This window comes from Sphingomonas antarctica (assembly GCF_965137005.1).
Classification (GTDB): domain Bacteria; phylum Pseudomonadota; class Alphaproteobacteria; order Sphingomonadales; family Sphingomonadaceae; genus Sphingomonas_O; species Sphingomonas_O antarctica.
Genome location: NZ_CBCRXM010000008.1, coordinates 90,521 through 115,413, shown reverse-complemented (window position 1 = coordinate 115,413; position 24,893 = coordinate 90,521). Strand labels below are relative to the sequence as shown.

At 63.6% G+C, this 24,893-nt stretch carries 20 protein-coding genes; 11 read left to right on the top strand and 9 right to left on the bottom strand.

The features are described 5' to 3' along the window. Positions 1–101: 101 nt before the first annotated feature. From ACM9ME_RS10065 to ACM9ME_RS10045, 5 genes are all read right to left on the bottom strand, one after another. The gene (locus tag ACM9ME_RS10065) at positions 102–4,859 is read right to left on the bottom strand and encodes a tandem-95 repeat protein (protein ID WP_415643327.1); all 4,758 of its coding nucleotides are present in this window, start codon (positions 4,857–4,859) and stop codon (positions 102–104) included. A gap of 128 nt (positions 4,860–4,987) precedes the next feature. Then, complete coding sequence (locus ACM9ME_RS10060) at positions 4,988–6,412, bottom strand: HlyD family type I secretion periplasmic adaptor subunit (protein WP_415643326.1); 1,425 nt, start codon at positions 6,410–6,412, stop codon at positions 4,988–4,990. After that, a complete protein-coding gene (locus ACM9ME_RS10055) occupies positions 6,412–8,571 on the bottom strand; it encodes a type I secretion system permease/ATPase (protein WP_415643325.1) in 2,160 nt (719 codons plus the stop codon). The genes ACM9ME_RS10060 and ACM9ME_RS10055 overlap by 1 nt, the downstream gene beginning before the upstream one ends. A gap of 93 nt (positions 8,572–8,664) precedes the next feature. Then, positions 8,665–8,889 (bottom strand): helix-turn-helix transcriptional regulator, encoded by a 225-nt coding sequence (locus ACM9ME_RS10050; RefSeq protein ID WP_415643324.1) that lies wholly within the window; start codon positions 8,887–8,889, stop codon positions 8,665–8,667. A gap of 2 nt (positions 8,890–8,891) precedes the next feature. Further along, positions 8,892–9,311, bottom strand: coding sequence for a hypothetical protein (locus ACM9ME_RS10045; RefSeq protein WP_415643323.1), 420 nt, complete (start codon positions 9,309–9,311; stop codon positions 8,892–8,894). A 119-nt stretch (positions 9,312–9,430) separates the two neighbouring features. Between ACM9ME_RS10045 and ACM9ME_RS10040 the strand changes: the two genes are divergently transcribed. Then, positions 9,431–10,192, top strand: a complete 762-nt coding sequence (locus ACM9ME_RS10040; protein ID WP_415643322.1) for a hypothetical protein — start codon at positions 9,431–9,433, stop codon at positions 10,190–10,192. Between the two features lie 524 nt (positions 10,193–10,716). Here the strand turns inward: ACM9ME_RS10040 and ACM9ME_RS10035 are convergent. After that, positions 10,717–11,631, bottom strand: coding sequence for an IS1595 family transposase (locus tag ACM9ME_RS10035; protein WP_415643321.1), 915 nt, complete (start codon positions 11,629–11,631; stop codon positions 10,717–10,719). Between the two features lie 160 nt (positions 11,632–11,791). On the opposite strand from ACM9ME_RS10035, the gene ACM9ME_RS10030 reads away from it, so the two are divergent. The 10 genes from ACM9ME_RS10030 (at position 11,792) to ACM9ME_RS09985 (ending at position 22,335) form a co-directional block, all read left to right on the top strand. Then, positions 11,792–12,919, top strand: a complete 1,128-nt coding sequence (locus ACM9ME_RS10030) for a zinc-binding dehydrogenase (RefSeq protein ID WP_415643320.1) — start codon at positions 11,792–11,794, stop codon at positions 12,917–12,919. An 84-nt stretch (positions 12,920–13,003) separates the two neighbouring features. Continuing rightward, the gene (locus ACM9ME_RS10025) at positions 13,004–13,783 is read left to right on the top strand and encodes a COG4705 family protein (protein WP_415643319.1); all 780 of its coding nucleotides are present in this window, start codon (positions 13,004–13,006) and stop codon (positions 13,781–13,783) included. A gap of 64 nt (positions 13,784–13,847) precedes the next feature. Beyond that, entirely contained in the window at positions 13,848–14,438 is a 591-nt protein-coding gene (locus tag ACM9ME_RS10020) for an RNA polymerase sigma factor (protein WP_415643318.1), read from the top strand. Further along, on the top strand, positions 14,428–15,387 hold the full coding sequence (locus ACM9ME_RS10015) for a FecR family protein (protein WP_415643317.1): 960 nt from the start codon (positions 14,428–14,430) through the stop codon (positions 15,385–15,387). Before ACM9ME_RS10020 ends, ACM9ME_RS10015 begins: the two co-directional genes overlap by 11 nt. Before the next feature lie 100 nt (positions 15,388–15,487). Continuing rightward, positions 15,488–17,722, top strand: a complete 2,235-nt coding sequence (locus ACM9ME_RS10010) for a TonB-dependent receptor (RefSeq protein WP_415643316.1) — start codon at positions 15,488–15,490, stop codon at positions 17,720–17,722. Beyond that, entirely contained in the window at positions 17,709–18,446 is a 738-nt protein-coding gene (locus ACM9ME_RS10005) for a DUF2334 domain-containing protein (protein ID WP_415643315.1), read from the top strand. The genes ACM9ME_RS10010 and ACM9ME_RS10005 overlap by 14 nt, the downstream gene beginning before the upstream one ends. A gap of 35 nt (positions 18,447–18,481) precedes the next feature. After that, on the top strand, positions 18,482–19,654 hold the full coding sequence (locus tag ACM9ME_RS10000) for a glycosyltransferase (protein WP_415643314.1): 1,173 nt from the start codon (positions 18,482–18,484) through the stop codon (positions 19,652–19,654). 40 nt (positions 19,655–19,694) lie between these two features. Continuing rightward, positions 19,695–20,636, top strand: coding sequence for a hypothetical protein (locus ACM9ME_RS09995; RefSeq protein ID WP_415643313.1), 942 nt, complete (start codon positions 19,695–19,697; stop codon positions 20,634–20,636). Further along, the gene (locus ACM9ME_RS09990; protein ID WP_415643312.1) at positions 20,633–21,169 is read left to right on the top strand and encodes a DUF2141 domain-containing protein; all 537 of its coding nucleotides are present in this window, start codon (positions 20,633–20,635) and stop codon (positions 21,167–21,169) included. The genes ACM9ME_RS09995 and ACM9ME_RS09990 overlap by 4 nt, the downstream gene beginning before the upstream one ends. Further along, positions 21,166–22,335, top strand: a complete 1,170-nt coding sequence (locus ACM9ME_RS09985) for a glycosyltransferase (RefSeq protein WP_415643311.1) — start codon at positions 21,166–21,168, stop codon at positions 22,333–22,335. Before ACM9ME_RS09990 ends, ACM9ME_RS09985 begins: the two co-directional genes overlap by 4 nt. 638 nt (positions 22,336–22,973) lie before the next feature. On the opposite strand, the gene ACM9ME_RS09980 is transcribed toward ACM9ME_RS09985, so the two are convergent. Genes ACM9ME_RS09980 through bufA2 form a run of 3 tightly spaced genes read right to left on the bottom strand, consistent with a single transcriptional unit; the run spans position 22,974 to position 24,866 of the window. Beyond that, positions 22,974–23,714: an HvfC/BufC family peptide modification chaperone gene (locus ACM9ME_RS09980; RefSeq protein WP_415643310.1), complete on the bottom strand. Its 741-nt coding sequence runs from the start codon at positions 23,712–23,714 to the stop codon at positions 22,974–22,976. Then, positions 23,711–24,544, bottom strand: a complete 834-nt coding sequence (gene bufB / locus ACM9ME_RS09975) for an MNIO family bufferin maturase (RefSeq protein WP_415643309.1) — start codon at positions 24,542–24,544, stop codon at positions 23,711–23,713. Before bufB ends, ACM9ME_RS09980 begins: the two co-directional genes overlap by 4 nt. Before the next feature lie 58 nt (positions 24,545–24,602). Beyond that, complete coding sequence (gene bufA2 / locus ACM9ME_RS09970; protein ID WP_415643308.1) at positions 24,603–24,866, bottom strand: BufA2 family periplasmic bufferin-type metallophore; 264 nt, start codon at positions 24,864–24,866, stop codon at positions 24,603–24,605. Positions 24,867–24,893 lie beyond the last annotated feature (27 nt).

The following is a 24,893-nucleotide window of genomic DNA, read 5'->3' as shown; positions in this document are numbered from 1 at the left end:
AACCGCTTTAGTTGATCCGATAGCCCGAATAAACCCGTCTGACGCATCTGCCGCCTCCCTGCCAAGCGCAGTGAATCACCTCCGGCCGGATCATGCCAGGGTTATTGGGGGTGCCCAGCTTTCAGCGTGTAGGTCTCGGCCGGTTCCGCCACGCCGTCGCTATTGGCATCGCGCCAGACACCGAACCGGGCAAAGCCGTCATCGGCGGCCGACAAAATCCCGTCGCCGTTGGTATCGTAGCTTCGGAGGCCGTCGAGGTCCGACAGCGCGCCCGACCGGTGACCGGCGAAGCTCATCTCGTCGAAGCCGGTGTAGCTGCCATTGCCGTCCCGGTCATAGAACAGGAAGCCGTCGCCGGGTCCGATCCAGCTAAGCGGGTCGGTCGATCCCGCACGTGCGCCGCTGGCCCCGGCCGACGTCAACGTGATGCCGTTGTTATCGAGATCGAGCGCGATCGGCGCGACCAGCGACACGCGCTCGCCGTCCTTGAACAGAACATTTTCGATTCCGATCAGGGTGTCGGTGCCGTCGTCGCCATCGGCCGCCTCGTCGAGATCGCGGATTTGAATCCGGCCATTGAGCGTGGTGATGGTGTACGATGCCTTGAGCCCGCGCATCACCACGGTATCGTCGCCGGCGCCGCCATCCAGCGTGTCGTTGCCGCTGCCACCGCTGAGCATATTGTCCAGCGCATTGCCGGTGCCGGTGAATGCGCCGGTGCCGGTGTAGAACAAATTTTCGACGTTGTTGGCCAATTGATAATTGGCGAGGTTGGTTTGCACCGTATCGGTCCCTTCGCCCGGGTTTTCGACGATCGTGTCGCCCACCGCGCTGACGATATACGTATCGTTGCCGATCCCGCCCTGAAGCTGGTTGGCAACGCCGTCGCCACCGACCAGCACATCGTCGCCGCCAAACCCGATCAGGACGTCGCGGCCCAGCCCGCCCTCGAGCCGGTTCGCATTGGCATCACCGATCAGGACGTCGTTGAACGCGCTGCCGGTCACGTTCTCGATCCCCGACAGGATGTCGATGCCGCCATAGCCGTTGGCGGTGGTCAAATTGCCGAGCAGATTGGCGGTCACGCCCGATGTTGCCGCCGAATAATCCGCGCGGTCGATGCCTGCTCCGCCGATCAGCGTGTTGTTGCCGCCGAGCCCCGTCAACAGGTCGTTACCGGAGCCGCCGGTCAGCGTGTTGTCGAGGGCATTGCCGGTGCCGCTGAACGCGGCGATGCCGGTATAAACCAAATTCTCGATGTTGTTCGCGAGTTGATACCGGGCGAGGTTGGTGCGCACGGTATCCGTGCCCTCACCGGCGTTTTCCACCACCGTGTCGCCCACCGCAGTGACGATATAGATGTCGTTGCCAAGCCCCCCAATGAGTTCGTTGGCGGCACCGTCACCACCGACCAGCGTGTCGTTACCGGCGAACCCGACCAGCACATCGCGGCCCAGCCCGCCGTCGAGCCGATTGGCATTGGCGTCGCCGACCAGGACGTCGTCGTAATTGGATCCGACCAGCGCTTCGACCTGGGCGATCGTGTCGTTGCGCCCCAGCGCATCGACGGCGCTCGACTTCGTCAGATTGGCGGTGACCGCGACCGTCGCGTTCGAATAATCGACCGTGTCGAACCCGTCGCCGCCGATCAACACGTCGTTACCGCCGGTCGCGATCAACCAGTCGTCACCGCCCAGCCCGTTGAGGATATTCGTGCCGCCGTCGCCGGTGAGCGTGTCGGCAAAATCGCTGCCGACCAGATTTTCGATCGCTATGAGCTGGTCCGTCCCGCCATAACCGTTGATCGCCACGCCGGACGTCAGGCTGGCCTGCACGCCCGCAGGTTGCCCGGCGAAATAGGCGGTGTCCACGCCGGCTCCGCCGTCCAGAACATTGCTGCCCGATCCGCCAAGCAACACGTCATTGCCACCGCCGCCGTGCAGTGTGTCGTCGCCGTCCAGGCCGCTGAGAAAGTCGTCGCCACCGCCGCCCGTAATGACATTGCCCTGGATATTGCCGATGCCGGTGAAGGCCGACGTCCCGGTGTAAGTCAGGTTCTCGACATTGGTTACGGCGACCGCGGAGGACAGCCCGGTTTCGATCGTGTCTGTGCCGCCGCCGGGGAGTTCGATGATGCTGTCGCCCGCATTGGCAACGACATAAACGTCATCACCATTGCCACCCTGCAGGGTATTGGGAAGGCCGACACCCCCTTGCAACCGGTCGTTGCCGTCCAGGCCGATCAGGACATCACCACCTGATACTCCGGTGAGGACGTCGTCATAGGCCGAACCGAACAGGACGCCATCACCGATAAGGACGGTGCCGAGGCTACCATTGATCGTGAAGATCAGGCTGGCCGTCGATTCCGTGCCCAGCTCATCCTCTATGGTGTAGCTAAAGCTGTCGGTCCCGGTCTGGCCTTCGATCAGTTTCGCGGACTTGTCGGCGACATAGTCATAGCTGCCATCGGCGTTGAGCGTGAGCGTGCCATAGGTCCCGCTCAATGCGCTGCCGACATTGCCCGATAATCCCGCAACCGCGACGATGCTGAGCAAGCCTCCACCGGCGACCACAGCATCGTTGGCCAAGACGCCGGTCGTGGCGTCGGCGGTCACCGTCGCAGTTTCGTCCAGCGTCTTGTTGTCGTTGAACGCAGCGGTGATCGCCGAGTAAGTCAACGTGACCGTCTTTGCTTCGCTGACGTCCTGGCCGTCGTTCAGGCGGTAGGCAAAACTGACTTCGCCGGGCAACGGCAATAGAGGCGTAAAGTGATATGCGCCCGTCACCGGATCGATCGTTACCGATCCCCCGATCGATGATCCGGCCACAAGCTGGAACGACAACGTGTCGCCATCGCGATCGGTGCCGGGCAGCAAAACGCCCGAAATCACCGCACCGGCGCTTCCCGAATTCTCCTCGTCGCCGGCGGTAACGGTCGGCGCGTCGTTGACGGGTGTCGCGGTGCCGACCGTCCAGTCGGCAATCGCCTGATCCAGCAACGCTTTACGCTCGGGCGCGATATCCGGGAGCGCCAGACCCTGATCGTAAGTCAGCAGGTCGCGAAACTGCTGAACATCGGGCCCGCCGCCGAATTTGAGCCCGAGGCCGAGCCAGAAATAGGCGTCCTCTGGCTGATAGTCTGCGCCCTGACCCGCGAGATAACGACGGCCGAGCGTGTACATCGCGTCGGCGTTTCCGGCCTTGGCGGCACTGATGTAATTGTTGACCGCCGAGGCGTGATTGACCGGAGCGCCGAAGCCCAGATCGTCGAGCACCCCGAGCTCGTAACGCGCCTCCGGCGCCGCATATATGCCGTTGAGCAGTTCGCGCGCCTTGGCATAATCCCGCGGGACGCCGTCGCCCTGGGTATAGGCGTTGATCAGCTGCAGGCTGGCATCCTTCACTGTGCCGACGGCAAGTTGCAGGAACTGTGCGCCCAGCGCGTCGTTGCGTTCGACATTCTGACCGGCGCGCAGCCAGGTGCCATATTGATAAGCTGCGTTGGTATCGCCCGCCTCCGCCGCGCGAATGGTGTAATAGACGAAGCTCTGTCGATCGCCGGCGATCAGGTAATCGATCGCATCCTCATAGGTGGGCGGCGTGTAGGGATCGTCCGCTGGTGCAACGGTGACGGTCACCGTCTTGGCGTCGCTGCTTACCTGTCCGTCGCTGACGGTATATTGGAAACTCGCTGCACCGGCGTATCCGGCCTCGGGCGTGAACGTATAACGGCCGGTCACCGCGTTCATCGCGATCGTGCCATGCTCCACCGACTGATCGACCACATGATAGGTAAGCGGGTCGGTATCGACGTCGGTCCCCGCGAAGACGGTGAAATTGAACGCCTGATCGATATTGGTGGTCACGTCATCGCTGAACGTCGAGGTGAGCGGTGCGTCGTTGATCGGGGCGATGTAAAAATAGACGGTCTGCGGCGTGCTGGTGGTGGTGCCGTCAGTGGCCACATATTCGAAAGTCGCGGTCACCCCCTGACGGTCCGGGCCCCAGAAATTGGCTTCGGGGGTGAACATATAGGCACCGGTATCCGCATCCACCGTGACGGCCCCATGCGTCGCCGAATTGGCCACCAGTTCATAATGGGCGCTGGCGGCATCGATTCCCGCCGGAATTGCCAGCTGACCGTATTTCACGGTGTCTTCGGTCGTGTGCTCGATCTGGTCTGCCGGATCATGCGCGATCGGGATCGCCGGCGTCGCGGTGTGGATGGTGATATTCTCGATATCGATAAAGCCCTGCGGACCATGATCGGGCGCATCGCCAACGAACACGAGGTGCAGGGTCGCGTCGACGTCCGCCAGCGTATCGGGCAAACTGTACGGCACGTAACGATAGGCTGAATCGCCCTGCGACGACACGTTGTTGCCGGCATAGGTCCATTCGGACAGGTCGGGCGACAGATGAACCGTTACCGTGGTCCAGTCGGTTCCCACGCCATCCAATATATTCTGTCCGGTATGTGCCCAATTGGTCGCCTGCAGGCCGTAATAGTAATTCTCTGAAACGCCGGTCTCCGGCACATATTTGATGATCCAAAAGTATAATTTGGAATTATTGGCCTCGAATCCCGGCTCGGTCTTGAGTGTGATGTCGATATCGGCATCGGTCAGGTTGAGCTTCCCCGGCGATCCAACTGTCGGAATCGACAGGTGCGACAGCAGCCAGATCGGGCCGATGCCGTCGATATGGTTCGGATCGAGATCGCCCGGCGCGTTGAACCGCGTATAGTCCGAATACAGCCCGGTATCGCCGGTCACCAGCGACGGATCCATCCACGTGTGGAATGGGCCGGGACCCTGCGAAAAATCGAAGCTATAGGCGTATGGAAGGTCGCTCATCGTACCTTCGCCGCCCGGCGATAGATCATCATTCAAACTCCCGGCGACACAGGAGTAATACCTGACTCTACTAACTTTAGATATTGCAAATATGTGTCACCCCGCGCGAATTCGCACAGCGCGGCGTGTCACCTCTCCCGTCCGGCCTCGTTCGCTCGTCGGGCCAGCGGCGACAACAGGTACCGAATAATGGGTCGCGACCCGGTCCTGATCTCCGCCGTCGCGGTCAGCCCCGCGCCCAGCCGCTCACTATGGCCATCGGTCAAAGCGAGATGGTCGGACAGCAGCCTGATCCTGACCGCAAATACCGGCCCCGCTTTCTCGTCCTCGATGGAATCGCGCCCGATTCGTTCGACCACGCCATCGACGGCGCCATAATCGGTGAACGGGAACGCCTGGAATTTGACGCGCGCGCGCTGACCGACCTGAACGAAGCCGATGTCGCGGTTGAGCAGCCGGGCATCGAGGACCACCGGCGCGTCGGTCGGCACGATGGTCATCAATGGGTCGGCCGGTTTCACGACGCCGCCCACCGTGGTCACCATCAACTGTTCGACAACCCCGTCGATCGGCGCGCGGATCTGCGTGAGCTCGCGCAGTCGCGCGTTGCGCTGTGCATCGCCCCGGGCGACCCCGGCGTCGCGCTGTGCGTCCAGTTGCGCGGTCGATGCCGTGCGCGCAAACCCGCCGCGCAGCTTGGCAATTTCCGCGTCGATCTGGCCAATCGCCGCCGTCGCTTTGGCGACCGCCGCGCGCTGAATCTGCAAGTCGCGCTGGTGCTGCAAAAGTTGCTGCTCGTAATCCATCAGGCGCAGGCCGGCGAAATAGCCCTTCGCGGCAAGCGCCCGGCGTCCGCGCAATTGCTCGGCCTCGATGGGCAATGTGTCGCGCAGCTTGGCGACTTCCTGCAAGGCAACGTCGCGGTCGCTGACCGCCTCCAGTCGCTGCTTTTCCAGCGAGGCCCGGTTGGCCTCATATTCGGCGATGGCCGCGGCGATCAACCGGTTCTGGGCAACGACCATAACGTTCGGCGTTCCCGGCGGTGCTGTGAATACCGCCCCCCGACCGTCGATATAGGACAGCAGGGCGGCGTTGCGCCGATCCTCCAACTGATGCGCTTGCAGGGTCTCGTCGGCCGCGCCCTGGTTGGCGGCGGCGAGCGTCGGGTCGAGCGCGATCAGCAGCTGCCCCTTGCGCACCCTTTGGCCCTCATGAACGTAGATCGCCCGGATCGACCCGATGTCGAACGCCTGCACGATCTTGCTGTTCGCCGAAGGGATCGTTCGTCCCTGCGCCACCGCGATAACGTCGAGGCGACCGAAAATCGCCCAGGCCAGGGCGATCGCGACCATTGCCGTCAGCGTCCACAGCATCGCTCGTCCCAGCGGGCTGGGCGGTGTCTCGAGGATTTCGAGCGCCGGGGCCAGGAACTCGCGATCGCTGCGTCCGCGCTGCTTGTCATCTGCCTTGCGCTCACGCCACGCCTGTCCCAGCACAGCCAGGGAGCGCCACAGACGCGGGAAGCGATCCTCGAAGAGCGTCTGCAGAGCCATTAGCGCGTGGCCGATCCGACCTGCGCCGCGTGGAGGCGAGCATAGGTGCCACCCGATCGGATGAGCTCGTCATGCGACCCCGCCTCCGTGATCAGCCCGTGTTCCACCGAAAATATGCGGTTGCACCCACGCACAGCAGACAGCCGATGTGCAATGATGATGACCGTGCGGCGGGCGGCAATGGCCGCCAGATTGGCCTGGATCACGGCTTCGCTTTCGGCGTCGAGCGCGCTGGTCGCTTCGTCGAAAATCAGGATGCGCGGATCGCCGATCAAGGCGCGCGCAATGGCGACGCGTTGCCGCTGTCCGCCCGACAGCGTGTCTCCGCGCTCGCCAACCATCGTGTCATACCCTTGTGGCAGGTCGACGATGAAATCATGTGCGCCGGCCAGCCGTGCCGCTCGGACGACATCTTCCATCGGCCGGGCCGGATCGGCGAACGCAATGTTGGCAGCGATCGAACGATTGAACAGGATGCTGCTCTGCGGCACGATTCCGACCATCCGGCGGAGCAGCGCCGCATCGAACAGGCCGATATCGATGCCGTCGATCGCAACACGCCCGCGCTCCGGCACGTACAGTCGCTGCGCCAACCGGGTGAGCGTCGACTTGCCGGACCCGGATGGTCCGACGATGCCGATCATTTCACCCGCCTGAATGTCGCAGGTGATGCCACGCAAGACTTCGGGAAGGTCGGGGCGATAGCGAAAATGGACCTTGTCGAAACGGATCGCGCCCTTGATCTGGTCGATACCGACATTGGCCGTCTGGCCGCGCAGTTCGGCGGGAGTATCCAGCAGGTCGGCCAGACGGTCGACCGACACGCGGACCTGTTGAAAGTCCGACCACAGCTGCGCCAGCCGCAGGATGGGTTGGGCCAAGCGCGACGCGAGCATGTTGAATGCCACCAACCCGCCGACCGTTAGCGCACCCGATATGACCGCCAGCGCGCCAAAAAACAGCGTTGCCGCCGTGGTCAGCTTGGATACGCCCTGGATCGCGCTGTTCGCCATGTTGGACAGTCGCAGCGCGGCAAAATTGACTTTGACGTACCCCGCGAACTGGTCTTCCCACGTCTTGCGAAACTGCGGCTCGGCAGCGAAGGTTTTGATCGTCGACATCGCCGTCACGCTTTCGACGAGAAACGCGTTGTTGGCGGCCGACCGCGCAATCTTTTCGTCGATCAACCGGCGCAGCCTTGGCGTCGCGACCACCGAAATTACGACATAGAGCATGATCGATACGATCACGATGAACGTCAGCTTCAACGAATAGACCGCCATCACCGCCAGGAACACGAACGAAAACAACAGGTCCATGATGAAGTTGAGCGATCCAGAGGTCAGGAATTGCCGGATATTTTCCACTTCCCGCACCCGCGCCACCGTGTCGCCCGCGCGACGGCTTTCGAAATAGCCGAGTGGGACCGCCATCATGTGGCTGAACACGCGGGCCGACAGCTCGACGTCCATCCGGTTGGTGGTGTGCGCCAGCAACCATGTCCGCATCGCGCCCATGATCGTTTCCCACACGGCCACCGCGACCATCGCGAAGATGACGACCTCGAGCGTCGAGATCGTCTGATTGGTCAGCACCTTGTCGATGATGATCTGGAACAACAGCGGCGTGGCGAGCCCGAGAAGCTGAAGCACAAACGACGCGACGAGCACATCGCGCAACGCATGACGGTATTTCACGACCAGCGGGAGAAACCAGCTCAAGCCGAATTTGCGCTGCGTTCCGACCAGATTGTCTCGCGTCGAGACCATCAGCACGTCGCCGCCGAATTGCGTCTCGAACTCGTCGAGCGTCCAGACGACCGGCCGTTGCGCGCCGGCGGGATAGACCAGCCACCGGGGCGCGTCGCCGGAACCGTCCCGCTTGGCGACGACCGCTGTCGATCCGTCGCATAGGGTGATGACCAATGGCGTAGGCAGCTTGCCGACCGCCTTCGGCGTTATCTGGCGCGTGCGCGCGCGGCACGCGTAATCCGGCGCCAACCGCACAATATCCTCGAACTCGATGGCATCGACAGGCCCGCCGAAATCATGGACGACCCGTGCAGGGTTGATGGAAACACCGACCAAACGTGCGACGAGAATGAAACTTTCGAGACGCGCGCGACCATTCACCGGCTGGCGTGATGCCGCGTCGCTCACCTGCGGGCCTTTGGAAACAGAGCCATGATCATCAGACGGCAATTCCCCACGAGCCGATTTGCACCGCCACGGACATCCGCCCGAAATTCGCGTCTATCCCGTTCCCTCGTCCCAGCCAAACACGTCCTCAATCCCCACGCCGAACGCTCTGGAAATGCGAAAGGCGCTTTCGAGGCTTGGGGAATAACGGCCCTGCTCGATCGCAATGATGGTCTGCCGGGTCACGCCGATGACATCGCCCAGCGCCGCCTGGCTGATCTGCCCGTGCTCTTCACGTAATTCCCGCACACGATTGGTGATGGGGGGAATCTTCGCCACGATCAGGAATTCCGGCGGATCAGGATGATCTGCAAAGCGTATTCGGCAATCTGGGACACGATCAAGCTGGCCATGATCATGTGAAACAACAGCACGCCGTCTTCGCGAAACAAGTAATAAAGCAGTGAACTTACCGCCCCCGCCGCCAGGACAATGCCGGACCAGTGGCCGGCCCGGTCGAGCAGAGGTCGTTCTCGCTCGTCGGCGGGCGCAGTCGCGGCCTTCGGGGCCAGGATCGCCATCGCCGTCTGAACAATGACGGAGACGATCACGACCATCAGCGTATAGGGCACGAAAACGGCGACGGGCGGCACCGTCCGCCCCGCGACGTGCGACGCGGCCAACGCTATGTTGAGGTAGTAAACCCCCGCGACAACCATCAACGCTCCCATGATCCAAGCGGACTTTTCCCTGAACGACACTTATGCCTCCTGTGTTAAATATATTTGACATGCGTGCCTATGCAGCAAGACTATGTCAAACATTTTGGGACCTACATACGTGTTTGACCCAAACCGGAATCTTGCCATGATGCGGCGCGATGGCGGGGGACGAATCACCTAAGGGCACGGTTGATTGGTCAAAACTAAAAAAGCCCCCACCGCCCGAAGAAATCCTCAAATCGACCGCGTCATTTTCCGACCATTTGGCGGCTGCAAAGGCTGCTCAAGCGATACGGAAGCGTGGTGCGTTTCAGCCCACTCAAGAGGTGGAGCATCCGGCAAAGCAGGCTGACACAGAGATAGATTTCGACCAACTAATCACGCCGTCGGATGCCCTCGACCTACTTTCCGATGACTGGGGCTATGAAACGAAAGTGCGATGGATCGCGGGTCGCCTACAGAGCGGCTTAATTGTTGCCGGAGCGCGTGCGTTCGAACGAGCGTCAATGCAGCGGATGCCTAATAACTTAGATGAACTGGTCAGAATCAGTCGAGAGATGTGGCAAAATTGGCCATGCCTCTCTGACCATGATTTTTGGCGCACTGGAGACATCACCTTCTACAACCGGAGCAGCACGGGCTACGGCGGTCCTCTGGTCGGTCGCGCGTTTGACGTTCGTTTTCTCCCGAGCGGCTTCCCAATGTTGCCTTCGTCCTCGCCACCCGCGCCAGCGGAAGGCGACTTGAGTCCATCTGATGCACGCGCATGGTTCAATGCGCTCAGTCCTCAAGATCAGGCTCTAGGGATGCGGAAGCTCTGGCAGAAGGCAAAAGACGACCACCCTGAGCTACGTGTGGTGCGTAAGGTCATCGAGCAATTTTCCGAAGGCCGAAAAACCGGACGCCCCCCAAAAGCGTAAACGTCCGGGACGTTTATCAGCGCGGGACGTTTTTCGGGACGTTTATTCGTCCGAGGGATAATTCGACCGGGGCATAGTCAGCGGCAACGATGCGCCATCAGCCCGGAAAGCCGGGTAGCTGATGGAGGTGCGAATGATCTGGATATAGCCTGAAACGCAAAAGGCCCGCCTTGTGAGCGGGCCTCCGAACCGGGGCCGAAGCCGCCAGTCTCTGCAAAATTCTTGTCGCAGTTTCGGTCACCGGATGCAACCCGCCTCAAAGCGAGGGAGGGACCGATGGTCTTTATCCGCAGCTATTTCCGTATCCGGTTCGGGCGTGTCGAAAGCGTCCGCAGCCACTTCCGCTCACAGTAGCTAACGCTCTGGATCGGCCTTAACTTCAACACCTGGCCCTCGCTTCGGCGGGGGCCTTTTTCGCACCAACTTCACCTCGGGCGGCAATTCCTCTGGCTTCACACCTATGAAGCGTTCCAGTGCCTCATTGAACGGCATGTCGAGGCCAAGGGGGCGTTCGCGCTGGCGCGTCATGCCGTCAAAGCCTTGTAGGTCAAACGGCCCGCCGTCTGCGCCAGCAAGGCGTTCACGCGGTCGCCCTCGTTCATCGTGCGGAGGTTAAAGCGCCATGTCATCTCACCAAGGTAAGCATTCAAATGCTTAGGCGAAAGCCAATGGTGAGTGCCGTTGATCTGACGTTTGAACAGCGCCCACACACTCTCGATGCCGTTAGTGTGAGCGATGCCGCGCACATATTCGCCCTTCGTGTGGTTCACGCGATGGTGGTCGAAGGTGTCGCCAAGGGCGCGGAAAGCGTGATCGCTGTCCGTCATCAAGGATGCGTCCTGACGCACGTTGGCGTGGATGATGCCTTGGACCGCAATGCCACGCGGCGCTGCGCCAGTGCGGAGTTCGCCGCCACGCTCTAGCATCCCGAGAACCGCAGCCTTGCCAACGCCACCCTGCTTGCCGCCTATGCGCTTGGAGGCGTGCTTGTTCTTCTCTTTGCCACCGACAAACATATGATCGGCTTCGACCACGCCAGCGAGCGGACGATTGAACGACTGCGTTTTAATCGCATAGCGGAGGCGATGGGTCATGAACCACGCAGTCTTTTGAGTGACGCCAATGTCCTTGGCGAGTTGCGTGCTGGCTATTCCCTTCTTGTGCGACGTGATGAGCCAGATCGCCAGCATCCACGAACGCAGCGGAATTTTGCTGTCCTCAAAGATCGTGCCGACCTTGATCGAAAACCGCTTCCGGCAATCACCGCACTTGTGAGTGCGCTTGTCGCTGAAATGATAAACGCGGGCCGATTTGCAGTGCGGACAGAACGCGCCGTTCTTCCAACGGATTGCCGTGAAATGATCGACCGCCGCTTGCTCGTCAGGCAATGCGTTCATCATCTGGAGGATGGTGTCGAAGGGCTGCTGTTGCGTGCTCATACACTCATATAGGTGCGACACGGACCCACTGTCAATGGGTCACACAGATATATAATGCCCAACATTTTTTACACGTAATGTAATGGCCTCCGCTCGACATGCCGGTTTGACCGCGCCGCTGTCGCGCCTAACCACTCCGACTTGAATCAAGGAATCGAAGATGCCCGTAACCGGACGCGAACTGAGATCGACCGCCAATGGCGATGGAACGCTGTCGCTGGCACTGATCGACGTCACGCTGGACGATCCCGCCGCCGACGAAGTCATCGTCCGCGTCGAGGCTGCGCCGATCAATCCGAGCGACCTTGGCTTGTTGTTGGGACCCGCGGATATCGGCTCGCTGCGGACCGGCGGCACCGCCGAACGTCCCGAAGCGACATTCGCCATTCCACCTGCGCGGATGGCGTCGATGACGTCGCGGCTGGGCCAGTCGCTGCCGGTCGGCAATGAAGGCGCGGGGACGGTCGTTGCGGCGGGCGAAGGCGCGCAGCACCTTCAGGGCAAACGCGTCGGGATGCTCGGCGGCGCGATGTATGCCGATTATCGCAAGCTGAAGCTGCGCGACATTGTCGTGTTGCCCGACGGCGCCAGCGCAGCGGACGGCGCGTCGCTGTTCGTCAATCCACTGACCGCGCTGGGTTTTGTCGAGACCGCGCGAATGGAGGGGCACAAGGCGATCATCCACACCGCCGCCGCATCCAACCTCGGCCAGATGCTCCAAAAAATCTGCCTCAAGGACGGTGTGCCGCTGGTCAACATCGTGCGGTCGGACGAACAGGCCAAGATGTTGCGCGCGATCGGTGCGACCCATGCCCTGAACAGCGGTGACACGGATTTCCCTGCGCAGCTGGTCGACGCGATCGTCGAAACCGGCGCGACCGTCGCATTCGATGCGATCGGCGGCGGGTCGCTGGGCAGCGACATCGTGCAGGCGATGGAACAGGCCGCCAGCCGCACGATGACCGAATATAGCCGCTACGGTTCGAACACCTTCAAACAGCTCTACATCTATGGTGCGCTGGATCTGTCGCCGACGACGCTGAACCGGCTGAGCTTCGGGTTTCAGTGGAGCGTTTCGGGCTGGCTGCTGACGCCGTTCATGGGAAAAGCAGGCGCGGACGTCGTAGGTCGTATGCGCCAGCGCGTACTCGACGAACTCACCACCACATTTGCCAGCCATTATTCGCGCGTCATCGGTCTGGCCGAGGCGCTCGATCCCGACGTGCTACGCGGTTATGAACGTAAGGCCACCGGAGAAAAATATCTGATCGACCCAACCCGCGGATAGGCCGGTAACCGACGCCAAGGCCGTCCGGTCGGCCACACTCAACATGACCCATCTCGCCTTTGGAGCCAGCTTTTAACCGATGACATGCGCCGCGCCGTGGCCAAGGTTCCCGCGATCACGCTGGGCTTCTGGATCATCAAGATTTTGGCGACAACCTTGGGCGAAACCGGCGGTGACACGGTGTCGATGAGCTGGCTGGGAGAAACAACTCCCGACGCAGGCGCATCGGGGCTCAATGGCTATCTGATCGGCACGGCGATCTTCGGGGCGGTGCTGCTGGTACTGGTTTGGGCGCAAGTCCGGGCAGGGCGGTTCAATCGCTGGCTATACTGGGCGACCATCATCGCCTCGACCACGGCGGGCACGACGCTGGCCGATTTCGCGACGCGATCGATCGGCCTCGGCTATCCGGGCGGATCGCTGTTGCTGTTCGGCTGCGTCATCGCCGCGCTGATCGTTTGGCGGAGCACGACCGGCAGCGTCGCGATCGGCACGGTGACCGATCCGCGCAGCGAAAGCTTTTACTGGCTCACGATCACATTTTCGCAGACTTTGGGCACCGCGCTGGGTGATTGGGTCGCGGATTCCAGCCTGGGCTATGGCGGCGCAGCGATGATTTTCGGTGCAGCGTTGGCCGTGACGGCCGCACTCTATTTCTGGACCCGCGTGTCGCATGTCATGCTGTTCTGGGCCGCCTTCATCCTGACGCGGCCTTTGGGCGCGACCGTCGGCGACTTTCTCGACAAACCCGTGGCGAAGGGGGGTCTGGAACTCAGCCGCCCGATTGCGACGGCGGTTTTGCTGGTGGCCATCGTGATTTTGATTGTCGTCCTGCCGCAACGACCGGCGCAACGCGCGCATTAGATTGATAGCGTAGCCGGGGGATGCATTGCTTGTTCCCCGGCACGTGGGCGACTACCGAGCGGCCATGGCCGATCACGAGCCCGGGCGGACGCCAGCCAGCGGCTTGATCGCCGTGTTCATCGATTTGCGTCCCGCGCTGGCCCGCTTTCTTGCGGCGCGCGGCGCGCAGGCCGCCGAAGCGGAGGATTTGCTTCAGGATCTGTATCTCAAACTGGGCGAAGCAACGATCGGGCCGGTCGCCGAGCCACGAGCCTATCTGTATCGCATGGCGAACAATCTGATGCTCGATCTGCGGCGGTCTGCGGCGCGGCGGGCGGGGCGGGAGGAAGCGTGGACCGACGCCGGGCTCGGGGCGCAGCGTGATATGGATCCGCAACCCTCGGCTGAGGACGCGCTGCTGGCGCGCGAGCGTCTGACCGTCGTGACCAACGTGCTGGCGGCGCTCCCCGAACGCACGCGCGACGTGTTCCGGCGGTACCGTCTCGGCGGCGAACCGCAAAAAGACATCGCCGCCGATTTGGCGATTAGTGTGAGCGCGGTCGAAAAACATCTTCAGCGCGCCTATCGCGCGGTCGTCGAGGCGCGCGCTGCGCTCGATGCGGATTTGGTCGCACCGCGCCGTCTTATGGGCGAAAGAGACCGACATGGGGACTGAACCGGACAGGGATGCGCTCGACGCGGCAATCGGCTGGCACCTCAGCCTGCGCGACGACGCGTCCGCCGGCTGGGCCGGTTTCACCGCCTGGCTGGAAGCGAGCCCGGCGCACGCGGCGGCCTATGATCAGGTCGCACTGGCCGACGCCGAACTCGGTCCGGCTGTCGCCGCCATGCCCGCACCGTTGCGCGCGTCGAACGATGACGACGTGGCACCCGCGGCGTCGCGCCGCCGGTGGCTGATGGCCGGAGGCGGCTTGGCGGCGGTGCTGATCGGCGCCGTCACGCTGCCCGGACTGGTTCAGAACCAACGCTATCAAATCGTCACCGGCCCTGGCGAACAGCGCATAGTCGATCTGGCCGGGCAAGGCCGCGTGGCGCTGAACGGGTCGACCCGGCTAACGCTCGACCGGCGCGATCCGCGTTTTGCCGCGCTGGACAGCGGAGAGGCGACCTTCACCATCCGTCACGATCCCGCGAAACCGTTCATGCTGGCGATGGGCGACGACCGTGTTCAAGACGTCGGAACCGTCTTCAACGCCGTCGCCGACGAGACCGGCCACCGCGTCGAAGTGTCGGAGGGGTCCGTCATCTATAACCCGCAAGGCTCGGCCGTTTCGCTCAAGGCTGGCCAGACCTTGTTCGACGGAGCAACGGCGGGTGATGTCGTCTTGAGGAACAGGGACCCGCAGGCTATTGGCGGCTGGCGTCGGGGCCGCCTCGACTTTCAGGGGGTGCCCATCGCGACGGTCGCCGCGGACCTGTCACGCACTTTGGGCATCCCGATCGTGGTTGCGCCGGCGCTCGCGCAACAGCCGTTCACCGGCACGATCGCCGTGGACCGAAATCCCGAACGGATGCGGGTGCGCTTGGCGGCGCTGCTCAATGTCGATGCACAGCCTGCGGGGCGTGGTTGGGCGATCAGCGCGCGAGCCCGTGCGCCGCGCTAACTGGCTCGTTGCGGCATCGGGGGTCTGCGTCTGCGCGATGCCCGCTTGTGCCGAGCAACGCATGGATTTCCGAATTCCGCCAGGGCCATTGGGAGAGGCCTTGATCCAATTCGGCCGGCAAGCGCGCGTGTCGATCGGCGTCAGCGATGGGTCGCTGGGCGCGGCGCGAACCCGGGGCGTTCGCGGGCGCCTGCCCATGACGGCGGCGCTGCGCAAACTTCTCGCCAGGACGGGAGCGACCGCAAATTTCGTCGACGGATTGACGATCCGCATCGTGCGCGCGCCGGTGCGCGTTGCCGGTCGCACTGCCCCGCCGCCTTCGGTCGACACGGCGACGGAGACCACTCCGGACATCATTGTCACCGCCAGCAAGCAATCGACACCGCTCGATCATTATGCCGGGGGAGTCTCGATCATCGGCGCCGGCGATCTCGGCACGCACACGGCCGCCGCGGGCAGCGATGCACTGGTGTCGCGCCTGCCGCTGCTGGCATCGACGCATCTCGGGCCGGGCCGCGACAAACTGTTCATTCGCGGCATTGCCGACAGCAGCTTTAACGGGCCGAGCCAGGCGACGGTCGGGCAATATCTGGGCGACGTGCGCCTGACCTATAACGCGCCCGATCCCGACCTGTCGCTTTACGATGTCGATCGGGTCGAAATACTCGAGGGGCCGCAGGGTACATTGTACGGCACCGGCGGGCTCGGCGGAATCATCCGCATTTCGCCCAAGCTGCCCGATGCGAGCGGCTGGGCCGGCGCTGCGTCGGCGGGCATCAGCGCAATCCAGACCGGCGGGCACGGCAGCGATTTTTCGGGCATGATCAATGCGCCGATCGTTGCAGAGCGGCTGGCGGTGCGCGCGGTCGCTTACCGCAGTCTCGATCCAGGCTATATCGACGACCCGTCGCGCGGCCTGGTCGACATCAACCGGACCAGCGTGGTCGGCGGACGTCTGGCGATCCGCTTCACCCCCGCTGACGACCGGTCGGTGACGGTCGGCGGTGCGCTGCAGAATATCGCCAGCGACGACGGGCGTTACGCGCTCAGCACCCTGGCGCCGCTTCAGCGCACAGCCGCGATCGCCCAGCCGTTTGATAACGACTTCCGCCTCGCTTATGTCACCCTCACGCGCGACTGGCCGGGCAGCCAATTGGTCTCGACCACGGCGATCGTCGAGCATGACATCGCCTCGGTTTACGACGCGACGGGGGCGATCGTGGCGCCCGGCCCGGCGCGGTTCGAGGAGGATATCGGCGTCACCTTGCTGACGCACGAAAGCCGGCTGGCTTGGCATCGCGAGCGCGTCAACGGCGTGGTCGGCATCGCCGGGCTCTACGACGTCACGCGGCTGCACCGGACGTTGGGCAGCCTGACCGCCCCCCTGCCGATTACCGGCCTGCGCAATATCAACGCCGAAGTGGCGCTGTTCGGACAGCTCAACTTTCCGGTGTCGGACAACGTCACCGCGACGCTGGGCGGCCGCGTGGCCTATTCGCGCGCGGTCGGTTCGCTGGCCGACCGCAAGCTGGCCGAAGAAACCGAATCCAAGCGGCGCGGCCTCCGCCTGTCGCCCACGGCAGCGTTGAACTGGACCGCAGCGCCAGGACTGACGGTGTTCGCGCGCTATCAACAGGCGTCGCGCGCCGGGGGTCTCGCCGTCGCGCCCAGCGGGGCGATCAGCGACAGCAAACGGTTCGAGGCGGACACCGTCGGCGCGGCGGAAGTGGGCGCGCGTTACGCAACCTCGGACGACCGCTGGGCGGCGAGTGCGGTGTTGTCCTGGTCGCGGTGGAACGCGGTGCAGGCCGATCTGATCGACCTGACCGGCCTGCCCTACACCACGAATATCGGCAGCGGACATATTTACGGGCTGGAAGCGCAAATCACCGCCCGGCCGGTGACCGGGCTGAAGATCGAACTGTCGACCTTTCTCAACGATTCCGCCTTGTCATCGCCCGCGCCCGATTTCGCCGCGGCGGATGAACGCGAATTGCCCAATATCGCCAAGCTCGGGCTGCGCGGGGCGATATCCTATGCCACGCCGCTGGGGTCCGATATGCGGCTGAGCCTCGATACCTCGCTGCGCTATACCGGCCGGTCCTACCTGGCGATCGGCGCGCCCTTCGAATTGCCGCAAGGAAAATTTTTCGAAGGCACCGTCGGCACGCGGATCAGCCGGGGCGACATCGCTCTGACACTCGACGTGACCAACGTCACGAACGAACGCGGCAATATTTTCGCTTATGGCAATCCGTTCGGCGTCGCGGCGGGCAACCAGATTACGCCGCTGCGCCCGCGCATGATCCGGCTGGGGTTCGATGCCGCGTTCTGACCGCCGCTTGCTGCTGTCGATCCACGACGTGAGCCCGCGTTTCGAACGCGAAACCGACGCGTTGGTCGAACGCTTGACGCGTCTGTCCGGCGGGCTGAACTTCGCCATGCTGGTGGTGCCCGACCATTGGGATCAGGCACCACTGGCGGGGGACGCGGCTTTTCGCCGACGGCTGCGCCACTGGTCCGATCACGGCGTGGAAATGTTCGTTCACGGCTGGCGGCACCGCGACGACAGCGGGCAGGGCGGGTTCAAGGCGCGCCACATGACCGCGGGCGAGGGCGAGTTTCTGGCTCTCCACCGCCACGAAGCGCTGCAGCGGATGACCGCCGGACGCGCGCTGATCGAGGATGCGATCGGGCGACCGGTCAGCGGCTTTGTTGCGCCGGCATGGCTTTACGGACCCGGCGCATTGGCCGCGCTGGGCGACGCCGGTTTCGCGCTGGCCGAGGACCATATGCGCGTGTGGCGGCCCGATACCGATGCGACGCTGGCGCGCGGGCCGGTGATCACCTGGGCCAGCCGTAGCCGTCCGCGGATTGCGTCGTCGCTTGCTTTCGCCGCACTGGCGCGGACCGCGCTCCACGCGCTGCCGACGGTCCGCATCGGCGTGCACCCTGGCGACACTGGTGTGCCGGCGATCCTCCAGAGTATCGACGCGACGGTCGCGTCGTTCGCGCGCCGACGTCCGGCGGGGCGTTATCGCGACCTGCTGCCCGGCTGATCCGGATTTGACGAACGCGCGGCGTCTTACTGCAAATGCCCCGCCCGCTTCGCATCCTCACGCCATTGCACAGTTTCGAACCCGGCGGGGTCGAACGCGTTGCCCTGCGCCTCAACGCCCATTGGCAGCAACGCGGGATCGATGCGATCGTGCTCATGGGCCGCGACGCCGGGGCGATGGGCACGGGCAATCCACCGGCGCAGTATCGGACGTTCGACCAACCCGGATTTTCGACCGCGCCGTTCGAGACGTTGTGGATGACCGCGCGCCTGCCCGGGGCGATCCGCCGCCTGCAGCCCGACATCCTGTTCTGCGCGGGCAATACCTATGCGGTGGTGATGCTGGCGATGCGGATGCTGCTGGGGCGGCGCTGCCCGCCAATCGTGATCAAGGTCAGCAACGATCTCGCGCGCCGCGACATGCATCCGGCGGGACGCTGGTTTTATCGCCGCTGGCTGCGGCTGCAGGGGCGGTTGGCCCACGCCGTTGTCGGCATGGCGGAGCCGATGCGTGCAGAAATTGCCGTCGCGATGGGGGTCGATCCGGCCAAGGTCTGGATTGTCGAGGACGCTGCCGTATCGATTGCCGAACTGGCCCTTTTGGCACAGCCGCGCACGCCCGCAATTCGAGAGCGGCGGTTCGTTGCCGCCGGACGGCTGACGACCCAAAAGAATTTCGCCCTGATGCTCCGTGCCTTTGCGCAGGGCGCGGCATCCGAAGACCGTCTGACGATCATCGGTGACGGGCCGGACCGCGCGGCACTCGAACGCTTGGTTGCGACGTTGGGGTTGACCGGGCGAGTGACGATGCCGGGATACCAATCATCGGTCGCGGAAAGTTTTGCCGAAGCCGACTATTTCCTGATGTCGTCCGATTACGAAGGTGTGCCCGCAGTGGTGATCGAGGCATTGGCCGCCGGTCTGCCCATCGTCGCGACCAATTGCAGCGTCAGCATGGACTATCTGCTGCAATCCGGCCGCTTTGGTCTCCTGACCAAAGTTGGCGACACGGCGGCATTTGCGCACGCGCTGACGGCAATCAAGTCGCGGCCCTATTCCGCAAACGCAGCACGGACACATGCTGCGCGCTTTACGGTGGAGCACGCCGCTAAGGCCTATCTCCAGGTTTTTTCGAACGTCGTCGCTGCGCCGGGCCGATCGAGCCATATTGTATCCGACATCGAATGTGCGGCTTTGTCCGCTCCGTGACGTCTCCAGGTCGAACCAGTCGACCGAGAGACATTCCTGGATGCCGCCATCACCTCAGTCTTCCGCCACGGCGAACGAATGGTCAGCCCCCTTCGCGCCGCTCGATCCCGAACCCCTTCACATCGAACTCGGCAGCGTCGCCCGGATCATCGGGCCGTTGCTGTCGCTCGCCATCTTCGTCGCCGCACTGCTTCAATTTCGCGAACTCAATTTGCGCCAGGTCACCGCGATGCTGCCGGGATCGGTCGCCTTCTGGGCGGTTTTCGCGACCTGGTATCTGACGGCACCCTTTGTTGACTGGGTCATTTTTCGTCGCTTGTGGCGGATCCCGCTGTCGGGCTTGCTGCCGTTGATCAGCAAATTGATCGGCAACGACCTGTTGATGGGCTATGTTGGCGAGGTCTATTTTTACGATTGGGCGCGGCGGCGGGCGAACCTTGCCACCTCGCCCTTCGGCGCGGTCAAGGATGTCGCGATCCTCTCGGCCATAGCGGGCAACGCCGCCACGCTGGCGATGGTTGGCGTCGCATGGCCGTTCGCCAATCTGTTGCCACTCGGCGGACATGGCCATGAACTGGCGGTGTCGATCGCCGTCGTGCTGGCGTCATCGGGCGTCGTGATGGCGTTTCGCGGCCGGCTGTTCAGCCTGTCGCGTTCTGAATTGCGGTTCATTTTCGCGGCACAGCTGACCCGCATTGCGGTCGCGACCGCGCTGTCGGCGCTGTTATGGCATCTGGTGCTGCCGGATGTCGCGCTCAGCTGGTGGCTGCTGCTGGCGACGATCCGTTTGCTCATCTCGCGCCTGCCGTTCCTGCCCAACAAGGATGTGGTGTTCGCCGGGCTGGCGGTGGTGCTGGTCGGCCACGACATCGCCATCGCGGAATTGCTGACGATGCTCGCCGGGGTCATTCTGCTCACGCATCTGGTCGTGGGCGCGGGGCTGCTGGCGCGCCACTTCGCGCTTGAGGGCAAGCATCGGTGAAGGCCGCCGCGTTTCTGGTCCCCGTCGCGCTCAGCGGCACGGCGGCGTTGGCGCTGCCGTCGACACCGGCTCTTGGTCTTGCCGAAGGACATTGCGCCCCCGCCGAAACCGGGCCGTCGTTCTTGGTAACGGTGCTGGGGCTAAAGGATCGCACGGGGCGGCTCAGGCTCGAGCTTTATCCCGACAATGATCAGGATTTTCTGGCCGACGACAATATGTTGGTCGCCGCGCACAAAGCGTTTGCCCGCGTCGATGTCGCGGTGCCGCCGTCGGGGCCGGTGTCGCTGTGCATCCGGGCACCGCGCACGGGCTATTATGCGTTGTCGCTGCTCCACGACCGCAATGGCGACCACAAATTTACGTTGAGCACCGATGGCGTCGGCTTTCCCAACAATCCGCCGATCGGCTGGTCGCGGCCGAAGGCAGCCGTGGCGCGCGTGATGGCGCGCACCGGGCCGACGCCGTTGCAGATCCGGATGAACTATCGCCGCGGGCTGTTCTCATTCGGTCCGATTGCGGGGTCGGGGCAATGAAGATCGTCGACGTCTGCGCCTTTTACGCGCCACAGGGCGGCGGCGTGCGCACCTATATCGACCGCAAGCTGGCGAGCGGCCCGGCGATGGGGCATGAAATCGTCGTCATCGCGCCGGGCGAAACCAATCGCGTCGAGGAACGCGGCCCCGGCGCCCGGATCATCTGGGTGGAATCGCCGCGCTTTCCGGTCGATTTCAAATACCGCTATTTCGCCAGCGCCGAAGTGCTTCACGCGCTGCTCGACCAGGAACGGCCCGACATTGTCGAGGCATCCTCGCCGTGGCGCAGCGCTTCGATGGTCGCGGCATGGCGCGGCGACGCCCTGCGCGCGCTGATCATGCACGCCGACCCGCTATCGGCCTATGCCTATCGCTGGTTCGAGGATGTCGCCTCGCAATCGACCGTCGACCGGCAGTTCGACTGGTATTGGCGCCACCTGCTCCGCCTCGATGCGCGGTTCGACGCGGTGGTCAGCGCGGGCGCGAGCTTGACCGATCGCTTGCGCCAAGGCGGGCTGCGGCGCGTCGTGACGATCCCGATGGGGACCGAGCCACATCTGTTTTCGCCCGAATTGCGTGACGAGGATCTGCGCGCGCGTTTGCTGGCGCGGTGCGGGCTGGGACCCGATGCGACCCTGCTCCTTGGCGTTGGTCGCCACGCACCCGAAAAGCGCTGGCCGATGATCATCGACGCGGTGACCATGGCCGGAGTCAACGCGCCGGTCGGACTGGTGCTGATCGGCAATGGCCGCGACCGCGCCAAGCTGCTGCGCCGCGCGGGCGACAATCCGCACGTCCATTTCCTGTCCCCGATTGCGGATCGCCCGGCGCTCGCCCGATTGCTCTCTAGCGGAGATGCGTTGGTCCATGGCTGCGAAGCGGAGACGTTCGGCATCATCGCGGCCGAGGCGCGCGCATCGGGCCTGACCCTGATCGTTCCCGACCGCGGGGGTGCCGCCGATCAGGCGCGTGAGGCCGGAGGCTATTGCTACGCCTCTGGAGACACTCGCGCCGCAGCCGCGGCGATCGGCACGTTCCTCACCGATCGGCAGACAGGCCCTGTTGCGACTAAGCCGGCCCCGCCGCCGCGCTCGATGGACGATCACTTTGCAGAGCTTTTCGCGCTCTATCACAACATGCGCATGCCGCACCGGATCGCGGCATGACCCGATTGGCCATAGTCTGCGACGACGAAGTTCGGTCGTTGCGACCGCCTGAACCCGAAATATCGCCGGTGAAGCGGGCACCATTCGCGATGCCCCGGCGCGTCACCCGATCACGCGGATCCGTGGATAATTGTTCTTGCCTGTATTGGGCCGCGCGCTTTGCCGTCTGGGCAACGCGAAACTCGGTCGTGCGTTGAAGGCCAACATGGACGTCCGCTGACGAACCCGTTCACGCGCGATCCGCGATCCCGTGCGTATTGCAAGCTGTGGCCCGATTTCCCGGGTGAAAGGATCATTATGAAGATTACCCATATCCTCGCAACGGCTGGACTGGCGCTTGCCAGCCTCGGTGTGACGACGGCCGCCAGTGCCAAGGATCATCACAACGATCGCGGCTATCAGGACGTCCGCTATGATCGACACGCGCGTGATGACCACCGCGATTGGCATGGGCGCGATCGTGACGGCCGCTATGGCCGGTACGACCGCCACGATAACGGCCGCCATTATGGCTGGCGCAACGGCCGCGGGCACAATCGCTGCCACACCGAATGGCGCCATCATCGCCAGATCCGCGTCTGTCGTTAGGGAGATCGGCGGNGCCCGGCCAATGCGGCCGGGCGCCGCAGACCGAAGTCTTATCCGCCTCTGACGGCAAAGAGCAGGCCGTCGGCTATCCATTGCCCGAGGAGCGATCCGGCCAGCGCGACGCCCTGCGCTTCGCCATGGTCCGCCACGAGCTTCGCGCACAAAGTTGCAAAACTGGCGCCCGCGATCAGCGCGTCAATCGCGCCATGCTCGATCGCGTCGGTCGAACGGAAACACGGCGTGAAACCCTGACGCCACACGATCAGGAACATGGCAGACGGCAACAAGGCGGCATCGGGCGGCGATAACTCGGCAGTGAGCGCCGACCAGATCGCTCCCGCATTGGTACGCACCGGGACGATCCGCATGGACGGGACGAACTCCAGCTCCGCCTGCTCCCAGTCCACACCGGTTATGCCTTCGACGGACAAGCCTTCGGCATCCGCACCCTCGAATGCGCGCGACAACAGCCATTCGAGCCGCGCGAGTTCGGCGATTTCCGGGTCGTCAGGGTACAGCGTCGTCAGGGTACGGTCGAAATCGTCGCCATAAGCGGCGAGCGTCCAGCCCGAGGGCGGGCGCGCCTCGATATGCGCGCGGGCGGCGACGACAAAGGCCTCGCCGCCCAACCACGCATGGGTCTGGGCAAAGGTTTCGGCGAGGCAGTCGGTCAGCTGGACACGATAGGCGTTGTGATAGACCGCCATGCCGCGCGCTTCGCTATGGCTTGCCGCGAGTGTTTCGCCGACAAGATTGCGGCGGAAATCGCGTTGCAGCGCAAGCAGGCTCATGCCGCCAGCCGTGCTTGCGAAGAGGCGATACCGCGCGCGACATGGAGTTCGGCCAGCAATTCGGCCAGCGGCGGGATCGCATCGTCGCGCTCGATCATCGTCGCGACGGGTCCGACGCGGGCCAGTGCGGCCTCGTACAATGCCCAGACCGATGCCGGTACCGGGCGGTCGTGCGTGTCGATCAGCAAGTCCTGGCCCTGGCTGTGTCCGGCCAGGTGGATCTGGCGAACGCGGTCGGCGGGGACACCGTCGAGATAGTCGATCGCGTCGAACCCGTGATTGGTCGCGCTGACGAAGATGTTGTTGACGTCGAGCAGCAGGTCGCAGCCGGTGCGTGCGCACATCTCCGCCATGAACTGCCACTCGGTCTCACCGCCCGGAAACGCGATGTAGCTCGATGGATTTTCGATCAGCATCGCGCGGCCGAGCGTATCCTGCGCCTGGTCCAAATTCGCACACACGACGGCCAGGGCTTCCTCGGTGTAAGGCAGCGGCAACAGATCGTGCGAGTTGAACCCCTCGATCCGCGTCCAGCACAAATGGTCCGAAACGAATAGCGGATCGACGAAATCGACCAGTTCCTTCAGCCGCGACAGATGTTCGCGGTCGAGGCCGTCGGCCGATCCGATCGACATCGATACGCCGTGCAGCGCGACCGGATGGCGCTCGCGCACGCGGCGCAGAATGTCGCGGGGCCGCCCACCGTCGATCATGAAGTTTTCCGAAATGACCTCGACGAAATCGACCGCGATGTCGCGCTCCAGAAAGTCGGCATAATGCGCCGAGCGGAGCCCGAGGCCGAAGCCGTGAAAGGCGGGATTGCGGGTCATCGTCGAATCCTTGCGAACGGTTTCAGGCCCGGCCCTTGGGCCGGACCTGAAGTTCATTTTACTTTTCGGTCAGGCTGCCGCCGGCCTTGGCACACGCCTTGGCGGACACCGCCTTGAAGCCCTGGCCCTTGCATTCGTTCTGGCCCTTGCACTCATGCGCGCCGCTCTTGCAGTCCGACGTGCCCTTGCAGCTGTTGATGCCGTAGCAATGCACGACGGCTGCGCCGCCCTTGGCGAATGCGGGGGTTGCCGTGGTAACCGACGCGACGGCGATGATGGCGGCGGTGGCGGCAAAGCTGCTGCCGATGATGCGAGCGTTCATGGTGATCTCCGAGAAAAGTCCGTGCCG

What these genes read in the sequence shown, in the direction of transcription:
- ACM9ME_RS10065 (WP_415643327.1), bottom strand. Translation starts at nt 4,859, where the DNA reads ATGAGCGACCTTCCATACGCCTATAGCTTCGATTTTTCGCAGGGTCCC.
- ACM9ME_RS10060 (WP_415643326.1), bottom strand. Translation starts at nt 6,412, where the DNA reads ATGGCTCTGCAGACGCTCTTCGAGGATCGCTTCCCGCGTCTGTGGCGC.
- ACM9ME_RS10040 (WP_415643322.1), top strand. Translation starts at nt 9,431, where the DNA reads ATGGCGGGGGACGAATCACCTAAGGGCACGGTTGATTGGTCAAAACTA.
- ACM9ME_RS10035 (WP_415643321.1), bottom strand. Translation starts at nt 11,631, where the DNA reads ATGAGCACGCAACAGCAGCCCTTCGACACCATCCTCCAGATGATGAAC.
- ACM9ME_RS10030 (WP_415643320.1), top strand. Translation starts at nt 11,792, where the DNA reads ATGCCCGTAACCGGACGCGAACTGAGATCGACCGCCAATGGCGATGGA.
- ACM9ME_RS10025 (WP_415643319.1), top strand. Translation starts at nt 13,004, where the DNA reads ATGCGCCGCGCCGTGGCCAAGGTTCCCGCGATCACGCTGGGCTTCTGG.
- ACM9ME_RS10020 (WP_415643318.1), top strand. Translation starts at nt 13,848, where the DNA reads ATGGCCGATCACGAGCCCGGGCGGACGCCAGCCAGCGGCTTGATCGCC.
- ACM9ME_RS10015 (WP_415643317.1), top strand. Translation starts at nt 14,428, where the DNA reads ATGGGGACTGAACCGGACAGGGATGCGCTCGACGCGGCAATCGGCTGG.
- ACM9ME_RS10005 (WP_415643315.1), top strand. Translation starts at nt 17,709, where the DNA reads ATGCCGCGTTCTGACCGCCGCTTGCTGCTGTCGATCCACGACGTGAGC.
- ACM9ME_RS10000 (WP_415643314.1), top strand. Translation starts at nt 18,482, where the DNA reads ATGCCCCGCCCGCTTCGCATCCTCACGCCATTGCACAGTTTCGAACCC.
- ACM9ME_RS09995 (WP_415643313.1), top strand. Translation starts at nt 19,695, where the DNA reads ATGCCGCCATCACCTCAGTCTTCCGCCACGGCGAACGAATGGTCAGCC.
- ACM9ME_RS09985 (WP_415643311.1), top strand. Translation starts at nt 21,166, where the DNA reads ATGAAGATCGTCGACGTCTGCGCCTTTTACGCGCCACAGGGCGGCGGC.
- ACM9ME_RS09980 (WP_415643310.1), bottom strand. Translation starts at nt 23,714, where the DNA reads ATGAGCCTGCTTGCGCTGCAACGCGATTTCCGCCGCAATCTTGTCGGC.
- bufB (WP_415643309.1), bottom strand. Translation starts at nt 24,544, where the DNA reads ATGACCCGCAATCCCGCCTTTCACGGCTTCGGCCTCGGGCTCCGCTCG.
- bufA2 (WP_415643308.1), bottom strand. Translation starts at nt 24,866, where the DNA reads ATGAACGCTCGCATCATCGGCAGCAGCTTTGCCGCCACCGCCGCCATC.